Annotated in this window: 8 protein-coding genes; all 8 read right to left on the reverse strand. The window is 35.8% G+C overall.

Features of this window, described 5'->3' with window-relative positions; translation table 11 throughout:
• Positions 1 to 281, reverse strand: a 281-nt coding sequence (locus AACZ30_RS11920) for a lipid-A-disaccharide synthase N-terminal domain-containing protein (RefSeq protein ID WP_339649568.1), incomplete at its 3' end; no start/stop codon positions are given.
• Between the two features lie 102 nt (positions 282 to 383).
• On the reverse strand, positions 384 to 1,355 hold the full coding sequence (locus AACZ30_RS11925) for a deoxyhypusine synthase family protein (protein WP_339649570.1): 972 nt from the start codon (positions 1,353 to 1,355) through the stop codon (positions 384 to 386).
• Positions 1,348 to 2,223 (reverse strand): agmatinase, encoded by an 876-nt coding sequence (speB, locus tag AACZ30_RS11930; RefSeq protein WP_075325710.1) that lies wholly within the window; start codon positions 2,221 to 2,223, stop codon positions 1,348 to 1,350. The genes AACZ30_RS11925 and speB overlap by 8 nt, the downstream gene beginning before the upstream one ends.
• Before the next feature lie 46 nt (positions 2,224 to 2,269).
• Positions 2,270 to 3,673: an arginine decarboxylase gene (locus AACZ30_RS11935; RefSeq protein ID WP_339649574.1), complete on the reverse strand. Its 1,404-nt coding sequence runs from the start codon at positions 3,671 to 3,673 to the stop codon at positions 2,270 to 2,272.
• Between the two features lie 285 nt (positions 3,674 to 3,958).
• On the reverse strand, positions 3,959 to 4,801 hold the full coding sequence (locus AACZ30_RS11940) for a pseudouridine synthase (protein ID WP_339649575.1): 843 nt from the start codon (positions 4,799 to 4,801) through the stop codon (positions 3,959 to 3,961).
• A 96-nt stretch (positions 4,802 to 4,897) separates the two neighbouring features.
• The gene (locus AACZ30_RS11945) at positions 4,898 to 5,374 is read right to left on the reverse strand and encodes a nucleoside deaminase (RefSeq protein ID WP_339649576.1); all 477 of its coding nucleotides are present in this window, start codon (positions 5,372 to 5,374) and stop codon (positions 4,898 to 4,900) included.
• A 21-nt stretch (positions 5,375 to 5,395) separates the two neighbouring features.
• Positions 5,396 to 6,301 carry a geranylgeranylglycerol-phosphate geranylgeranyltransferase gene (locus AACZ30_RS11950; RefSeq protein ID WP_208224247.1) on the reverse strand — a complete coding sequence of 302 codons (906 nt, stop codon included), beginning with the start codon at positions 6,299 to 6,301 and terminating at the stop codon, positions 5,396 to 5,398.
• A gap of 12 nt (positions 6,302 to 6,313) precedes the next feature.
• On the reverse strand, positions 6,314 to 7,252 hold the full coding sequence (locus tag AACZ30_RS11955; protein ID WP_339649578.1) for a mevalonate kinase: 939 nt from the start codon (positions 7,250 to 7,252) through the stop codon (positions 6,314 to 6,316).
• Between the last annotated feature and the right edge of the window lie 138 nt (positions 7,253 to 7,390).

The following is a 7,390-nucleotide window of genomic DNA, read 5'->3' on the forward strand; positions in this document are numbered from 1 at the left end:
ACCTTGAACATTATGCCAGATTCTCCCCATTTACCCTGTAACTGAAGGTTTCTAAAATAACCGCCATACACCAGGAACTGTCCTAGCATAATAGCCATATCGTCTCGAAGATACCCGTAGATAAAAAGTAAAACAGCGCCCTGCAGGCTAAGCTTCCAAAATAGCGTTGGTGTTTCAATTTTTTTGTTTTTTTCAGATTTTATCCACTGCATTATTAACCTTGCAGAAAATAAAAGCTGGGCTAAAAAACCAATGGCATATACTATCCAACTACTACTCATATCTTCATCTCAACTTAACTAAAAAATGGCACAAAAAAAGCTGTTCAATAATACATTAAATGCATTTCTGAACAGCTTTAAAGTCTAATAATAATTTGTTAATTACATATCTAACAAATAAGCAAAGATTAAGGGCGCAACAATGGTTGCATCACTTTCTATAATATGTTTTGGAGTGTTTATATCCAGTTTTCCCCAGGTAATTTTCTCGTTAGGAACAGCGCCCGAATAAGAACCGTAACTGGTAGTTGAATCTGAAATTTGGCAGAAATAGCTCCAAAAAGGAGTGTCGGTTCTTTCCATATCCTGATACAACATTGGCACCACGCAAATTGGGAAATCGCCGGCAATACCACCACCAATTTGGAAGAAACCAATTCCATCCTTAGAATTATTGGTATACCAATCGGCAAGAAAAGTCATATACTCAATTCCAGATTTCATGGTGCTGGCTTTTAATTCACCTTTTAGCACATAAGAAGCAAAAATATTACCAAGCGTACTATCTTCCCAACCGGGAACAACCATTGGTAAATTCTTTTCGGCTGCGGCATACATCCACGAATCTTTAAGATCTATTTCGTAATGCTCTTCCAAAACCCCGGAAAGTAATAATTTATAAAGGAATTCATGCGGAAAATAACGTTCTCCGTTAGCTTCAGCATCTTTCCAAATCTTTACAATATGCTTCTGAATTCTTCTAAAAGCTTCTTCTTCCGGAATACAGGTATCGGTCACCCTATTAAGGCCTTTTTCAAGTAAATCCCATTCATCCTGAGCGGTTAAATCACGATAATGTGGTACTCTTTTATAATGAGAATGAGCCACCAAATTCATTACATCTTCTTCAAGGTTTGCACCGGTACAGGAAACAATATGCACCTTATCTTTGCGAATCATTTCGGCAAAAATTTTACCGAGTTCTGCTGTACTCATAGCTCCTGCTAGCGAAACCAACATTTTTGAGCCGCCTTCCAGCTGTTTTTCGTAATCTTTTGCAGCATCTACAAGTGCTGCAGAATTAAAATGTAAATAATATTTTTCTATAAATTGGGAAATCGCTCCTTTACTCATCTTCGTCTTCTTCGTTATAATTTTGGTATTTAAATTTGTAGCTCAACATTTTATAGTAAAGTTTTGCCGCTAGAAAGTCTGATGATTTTTCATTCTCATTTGGGCAAAGTTCTACAATATCAAAACCTACAACATTTTTCTTTTTAAACATCATTTTTAGGAATTCCAGCGTCTCGTACCAGAAAAGGCCTCCTGGCTCCGGCGTTCCGGTAGAGGGTAAAATAGAAGGATCAAATGCATCTAAATCTATAGTAATAAATACATTTGGCGTCATTTGTCCAATAGCATCATCCTGCCAGTCTTCATAAAGATCGTGAGCAAAATACACCTGGTTTTCATCCATATGCTCTACTTCAGAAACATCCATAGAACGAATTCCAACTTGCAATAAATTTGTCTTTTTACTAGCCTCGTGCAATGCGCAGGCGTGATTACAAGTAGAACCTTCATATTCTGGTCTAAGATCGGCATGGGCATCTAATTGCACCACGGTAAGATCTTCAAAACTTTCATTAAAAGCTCTAATAGTCCCGATAGACACTGAATGTTCTCCTCCAAAAATAGTAACAAACTTCTCCTGCTTTATGTAGTTTTTTACCGTTTTATATACGGTATCTACCATTTTTTCGGGTGAAGAATCTTCGGTTACTGCAGGTGCTAGATAAATGCCTTTTTTATAGACTTCAGATTTTGTTTCAATATCATAAAGTTCCATATTCTCTGAAGCTTCTAAAAATGCGTCAGGGCCCTTATCTGCTCCTTTTTGCCAGCTACTGGTTCCATCGTACGGCACCGGTATTAATACCACTTTCGCGTCGTCTATTCGCGAGTATTTATCTGGTATTCCGGCGTAATTCTTTTTACTCATTGTAATGCTAAATTGGTTGTTGTTGGTTATATAAATTTATAAAAAATTAATTGCTTCCATTATAACCCAGAATTTTAAGCATATCCTCGGCATTTTGTTCAGGGCTAAATAAACTGGTCTTTATATTTCCATCTTCGTCTTTATCGATAAGAAGATGTTTTGGCTGCGGTATTAAACAGTGGTGCAAGCCCCCGTGACCTCCAATAGTTTCCTGGTAAGCCCCAGTATTAAAAAAGCCGATATAAAGCGGTTTATCCTTTTTATACTTAGGAAGATAAATGGCGTTTACGTTCTGCTCTGAATTATAATAATCGTCACTATCGCAAGTTAATCCACCAAGTAAAACACGTTCATATTCATCATTCCAACGGTTTACCGGCAACATCACAAATTTCTTACTTATTGCCCAGGTATCTGGTAGCGTGGTGATAAATGAAGAATTGATCATATTCCATTTCTCACGATCGTTTTGTTGTTTTTGGTACAAAATCTCGTAAATAGCACCGCCGCTTTCTCCTACGGTAAAACTTCCAAATTCGGTAAAAATATTAGGAACATCAACTTCAGCTTCCTCGCAATATAATTTGATTTGATTAATAATCTCGTCCACCATATAGGCGTAATCATACTCGAAATGCAGGGAATTTTTAACCGGGAACCCTCCACCAATATTTAGGCTGTCCAGCTCTGGACAAACTTTTTTCAGGTTCACATAAACGCGTAAACATTTCTGTAACTCGTTCCAATAATAGGCTGTATCACGAATACCCGTATTAATAAAAAAATGAAGCATTTTTAGAGAAACCTGGTCGTTTTCCTTTATCTGCTTATTATAAAAAGGTACAATATTCTTATAACCTATTCCTAACCTGGAAGTATAGAACTCAAATTTTGGTTCTTCTTCGGAAGCAATCCTGATTCCGATAGGAAATTTACCGTTAATCTTTTGAGACAAAAGGTCTATTTCTTCATAATTATCTATAATTGGAATACAGTTCTTATGACCACTATTTAACAGTCTGGAAATGTTTTCTACGTATTGATCGCGTTTAAAGCCATTACATAGCACGTAAGTATCGTTGGTAATTTTACCCGATTTTTTAAGCTGCTCTACAATATTAATATCAAAAGCCGAAGAGGTTTCAATATGGATATCATTTTTTAAAGCTTCGTTCAAAACGTGCTGAAAGTGTGAACTCTTGGTACAATAACAATAATTATAGCTTCCTTTATAATCATGTTTTGCCATAGCATCTGCAAACCACTTTTTGGCCCGACCAATATTTTCTGAAATTTTGGGTAAATAAGTGAATTTTAATGGAGCGCCATATTGCTTTACAAGCTCCATTAAGTCTATGTTATGGAATTTTAATTCGGTGCCTTCCAGAGTGAATTCTTCCTGTGGAAAATAATAAGTCTGGTCTATTAAATCGCTGTATTTCGTATTCAATTGATTGGTTTATATATTAAAGGTAAAAATTTAGGCATTAATTTTTCGCATCAAAAGAAACGACTGGTAAATTAATGTTAAGAAAGTGAGTTGAATTAATTGATTTGAAGCCTGAAAGGGTTTCAGAAAAAATAAAATTAAAGAGCGGAGAGCGCTCACATTTGTTTAGGTTATAAAATCCTGTCAATTAATTGTATGCATTAAAGTTTTTAAATAAAAAACCGGAAAAGGAAAATCCTAATCCGGTTCAAAAATATTAAAAAACTTAATACGGAATCACTTTTTTTAAAGCATTCCCAAATTTATAACTTCCTGATCTGCAAGCCTTCTAAATCGGCCTCTTGGAAGGTCCTTTTTTGTAAGTCCGCCAAAAACTACACGATCCAGTTTTTCTACTTCATAACCCTGACTTTTAAAAAGTCGCTGAATAATATGGTTTTTTGTACTGTTGGTTTCTATCCCAACTTCGTTCTTTGGTCTCTCAGCAATATAACTAATATCCTGAATGTTTACTTTCCCATCTTCCAGGATCACACCGTTCCTAATTTTCTCTAAGTGTTCTACAGAAAGTGGTTTGGTTAGATTTACCTGGTAAATTTGTCTAATTCCATTTCTTGGCTTACCAAGTCTTTTAGCCAAAGTACCATCGTTAGTAAAAACCAATAGTCCCATGGCCTGGGTATCTAATTTCCCAACGGGATCTAGCTTTGCTTTGGTAGCTTTAGCCATAATATCCATTACGGTTTTTCCTCCTTTTTCGGTACTACCGGTAACATAAACCCCTTTTGGTTTATTAAGAACAAAATATTCAGGCTTATCTGGATTTACGCCTCTTCCATCAAATTTCACCTCATCGGTTGGGGCTACTTTAAAGCCCATTTCGGTCACCACTTTACCATTAACGGTTACATTTCCGGCAGAAATAAAGATATCGGCATCACGGCGGGAACAAATTCCGGCGTTTGCAATATATTTATTTAAACGAATTCCATCGGTTTTGGAAGGGGTTTTAGGAGCGGACTGCTGCTTTTTTATAGGCGCATTGCCGCGGGCCATAGACTTTTTAGAGTTTCCACCTCCCTGTCTTCCGCTAACTTTTCCACCTTTAGATTTATCGTTTCTACTCATATCGCTAATTTTTTGCAAAGGTACTCTATTGATTTATAGTGGCATTCTATTTCGCCTAAAGATTTTACACCATATTTTGAATAAAAAACCAGTTATTTAATAATCTACCCGATCTCCTTTAGCTTCCCACTTCTGAAAAACCGGAAGTCCTTCTTCCCGCATTAAATTTTCAAAAGGAACTTTACGATCGTCCATTTTCAGTGCAATTTCATCGTAAATAAACTGGTCGTCAAAACCTATTTTAGCTGCATCTTCTCTGGTTAGCGCGTAATAAACTTTTTTAGGGCGCGCCCAGTAAATTGCTCCCAAACACATGGGGCAGGGCTCGCAGGAAGTATATAAAATACAATTTTCTAATTGAAAATCCTGCAATTTTTCACAGGCTCTTCTTATGGCAACAACTTCTGCATGCGCTGTGGGATCGTTACTGGCTGTAACTTTATTGTTAGCTTCAGCTATAATTTCGTCATCTTTTACAATTACAGCTCCAAAAGGACCGCCCTGGCCTTTATCCATTCCTTCTTCGGCTAATTGAATAGCTCTTTTCAGAAAATAGCTATGATCTTTTTTCATATAAATTTTTGAATAAAATGATTAGAATACTCTGTTGAGCACTTCTTGAATATCTATAAGTAGAATGCTGAACACACCTACTACAATTATTAATTTAAGAATATTATGAAGCAATAAATATTGCCATTTTGCCTTGCTGAAATAAAGAAACAACAGGAAAAACACAAGTAACAGCAGCGATACATAGAAATAGTAATTCATATAGCCGGTGTCATACCGCGTGATTAAAAGCAAAATAGGAACAATAGCCAAAACACATAAGACTGAAAGAAATAGCTTACTAAGTCGCTCACCATAAACTACCGGGATAGTCTGGTAATTTTGAATTAAATCGCCTTTCATATTTTCCAAATCTTTCACTAATTCACGCATCACAATCATTAAATAAAGGAAAGTCGCGTGGATAAAAATTACAGTTTCAAAATTCTTATAATATACAAACACCACAAAAAACGGTGTAATTGTTAAAATGGAAGCCACGAGATTCCCCAGAAATAATATTCGCTTTAAACGATGGGAATACAACCAAATAGCAAAAATATAAATGGAAAAGAAAACTACTGCTCTAAATGAAACATAACTCGCGAAGAAAATAGCAAGCAAATTAAGTATGAAATAGACTGAAAGTTTTGTTCGCTGACTTACAAACCGGTCTAACATTGTTTTTTTAGGCCTGTTAATAAGGTCTTTTTCGCTATCGTAGAAATTATTGATAATATATCCCGAAGCGATTACCGTTGCCGAAGAAAGGATGAGAAAAAATAAATTATCGTCAAAAAGAATTTCACGTAAAGGCAGCTCTGGCGCTAAAATAAATGCCGAAGTAAGATATTGTGCTACGATGAGCACAAGAATATTATAACCACGAACCACCGAAAACAAACTAAGCATTTTCAGCAATAAGCGCTTATTAGAAGAGGACGCCATGAAGGGTGAAATTTAGAAGTTATAAACCACTTCTAATTTGTAATCTTTAAGAGCTTTTCTGGCTTTTTCAATATCTTCAGTAAAGCCTAAAATATAGCCACCACCGCCAGAACCACAAAGTTTCAGGTAGTAATCGTTGGTATCAATTCCGTGTTTCCATAGTTTATGAAATTGGGCAGGAATCATTGGTTTAAAATTGTCCAGCACAACGTGAGAAAGCCTTTTTACATTACTGAATAAGGATTTCACGTCTCCTTTAAGAAAATCGTCTACGCAGGCATCGGTATGTTTTACAAATTGTTCTTTAAGCATTTGACGAAAACCTTCCTGTTTCATATTTTCCATAAAGATCCCAACCATAGGGCCGGTTTCACCAGTGCTTCCACTGTCTAATAAAAATACAGCACCCTGGCCATTTTCCGTTTGAGATGGAATACCGGCGGGCTCAATATTATCTTTAGAATTTATAAGAATTGGTATACTTAAATAACTATTAAGCGGATCTAAACCTGAAGATTTTCCGTGGAAAAAAGATTCCATTTCTCCGAAAACTTTTTTCAGCTTTAATAATTTCTCCCGGGTAAGATTTTCTAAAACAGTAATTTTCCCGGTTGCATATTTATCGTAAATAGCAGCAACTAAAGCACCACTACTTCCCACACCATACCCTTGCGGAATGGTAGAATCAAAATACATGCCTTTTTCAATATCTGCATTTAAAGCAGCAATATCAAATTGCACAAGCTCTGGACTCTTTTTCTGAAGTTCGTTAAGATAATCGGCAAAACGGCGTAAACTTTTATTAGAAGCAATAGCTGCTTCAGAAGGATCTTCATCTACTTTTAATGCTCCATTATAAAAATTATAAGGAATGGATAATCCTTTGGAATCTTTTATAATTCCATATTCTCCAAAAAGAAGAATTTTTGAATAAAATAAAGGTCCTTTCATAAGCTTTCGAATAATCTTTTTTTCAGATCAAAAAAGAGTAATGTAAGTAAATTTACAATTTTTCTGCTCCCTTTCCAACCTGGTCGCAAATATACTGCCCTTTTTCACAATAGGCAACAAGCTCATTCTTAATGAATT

The sequence above is a fragment of the uncultured Salegentibacter sp. genome, assembly GCF_963972535.1.
Classification (GTDB): Bacteria; Bacteroidota; Bacteroidia; order Flavobacteriales; family Flavobacteriaceae; genus Salegentibacter.

Coding starts and splice junctions, on each gene's coding strand:
- AACZ30_RS11950 (WP_208224247.1), bottom strand. CDS start 6,301: ATGGCGTCCTCTTCTAATAAGCGCTTATTGCTGAAAATGCTTAGTTTG.
- AACZ30_RS11925 (WP_339649570.1), bottom strand. CDS start 1,355: ATGAGTAAAGGAGCGATTTCCCAATTTATAGAAAAATATTATTTACAT.
- AACZ30_RS11955 (WP_339649578.1), bottom strand. CDS start 7,252: ATGAAAGGACCTTTATTTTATTCAAAAATTCTTCTTTTTGGAGAATAT.
- AACZ30_RS11945 (WP_339649576.1), bottom strand. CDS start 5,374: ATGAAAAAAGATCATAGCTATTTTCTGAAAAGAGCTATTCAATTAGCC.
- AACZ30_RS11940 (WP_339649575.1), bottom strand. CDS start 4,801: ATGAGTAGAAACGATAAATCTAAAGGTGGAAAAGTTAGCGGAAGACAG.
- speB (WP_075325710.1), bottom strand. CDS start 2,223: ATGAGTAAAAAGAATTACGCCGGAATACCAGATAAATACTCGCGAATA.